General features: G+C 52.2%; 2 protein-coding genes. Both read left to right on the top strand.

The genetic code is table 11. The features are described 5' to 3' along the window. Positions 1-316: 316 nt before the first annotated feature. The gene (locus tag H8S57_RS16350; protein ID WP_186909031.1) at positions 317-949 is read left to right on the top strand and encodes a DEAD/DEAH box helicase family protein; all 633 of its coding nucleotides are present in this window, start codon (positions 317-319) and stop codon (positions 947-949) included. A 3-nt stretch (positions 950-952) separates the two neighbouring features. Beyond that, the coding region (locus H8S57_RS16345; RefSeq protein ID WP_369807650.1) for a hypothetical protein at positions 953-1,354 on the top strand (402 nt) is incomplete at its 3' end.

The following is a 1,354-nucleotide window of genomic DNA, read 5'->3' as shown; positions in this document are numbered from 1 at the left end:
GGCCCTGAATGCTTTCAGGCGTATCTGGATGAGTTGTACAGGACGTCTCCATGGCTTCTGGCCGATGCGCTCGGCTTCGAGATCGTGAGGCACGTATGAAGGCGAACGGGAGCTGCGTCAGCTTTTACAAGAGCGGCGTGGCCACGATCAGAGTCAACTTCCCAAACGGGGACACGGTCTGCCGGTGGTGCCAGTACGTTCGATATGACGAGAGCCTCCGGCGGCACAGATGCCTTTTTACCGGAGAGTACCTTCCGTTCCCAATCGAGACCAGAGGGAACGAGTGCCCAATTGCATTTGATGAGGAGGAAACATAATGGGGATCCCGGTTATGATTTACGGCCAGAGCGGGTCAGGAAAATCCACCAGCTTAAGAGGCTTTTCGCCGGAAGAGGTTTGCGTGGTGAATGTAAGCGGGAAGCCGCTGCCATTCAAAAGCAAGATCAAGACATATAACTGCGACGATTACATGAAGATCGACACAGCGATCCGAAGCGCACCTGCAAACGCCATCGTCATTGATGACGCAACGTATCTGATGACAAACGAATTTATGCGCGGGGCTAAAACAACTGGTTACCAAAAATTTACAGATATGGCACTGAACTTCTGGACATTGATTCAGACCGCGATACGGCTGCCGGATGGCAAAGTGGTCTATTTCATGGGCCATGTAGACCTGGATGCGAATGGGAACGAGAAGTTCAAGACCATCGGGAAGCTGCTGGACGAAAAAGTCACGCTGGAGGGGCTTTTTACCATTGTGCTGAAAACAGTTGTTACTGATGGGAAATATCAGTTTTCCACGCAGACGAATGGGATGGATACGGTCAAGTCGCCCCTGGGCATGTTCCAGGACCGCCTGATCGACAACGATCTAAAGGCGGTCGATACTGCGATCCGTGAATACTGGGGACTTGCGCCCCTGAATTATAAGGAGGAAAAATAAACAATGAAACGATACGACAACATCAAGCCCGCACCCAGCAAGGGACGCGAGATCATCCCGGCCGGCGGTTATGTGGCGAAGATCAACGCTGCCGTGACCGAAGAAACCGATTATGGCGACAGGCTTGTGATCTATTTCGATGTATGCGAGGGCGACTTCCGCGGGTTCTTCCACAATGACTATGACAGCCAGACGCAGGAGGACAAGAAATGGCGCGGCGTGTACCGCCTGTATCTCCCAAAGGAAGACGGGACGGAAAAAGACGAATGGAGTAAGCGGGCGCTTTCCAACGTCATGTGGTCTCTGGAGGAGAGCAATCCAGGATACCATTTCGACTTTGACGAGGCGAAATTAAAGGACAAGCTGGTTGGCGTCCTGTTCCGGAACAAGGAATGGGAAATGGAT

The organism is Lawsonibacter hominis (assembly GCF_014287895.1).
GTDB classification, from domain to species: domain Bacteria; phylum Bacillota; class Clostridia; order Oscillospirales; family Oscillospiraceae; genus Lawsonibacter_A; species Lawsonibacter_A hominis.
The sequence above is the reverse complement of the archived record's forward strand: the minus strand, read 5'-3'. Positions and strand labels throughout refer to the sequence as shown.

Excerpts from the sequence above, each read along its gene's own strand:
- H8S57_RS16350 (WP_186909031.1), top strand. The coding sequence starts at position 317 with ATGGGGATCCCGGTTATGATTTACGGCCAGAGCGGGTCAGGAAAATCC.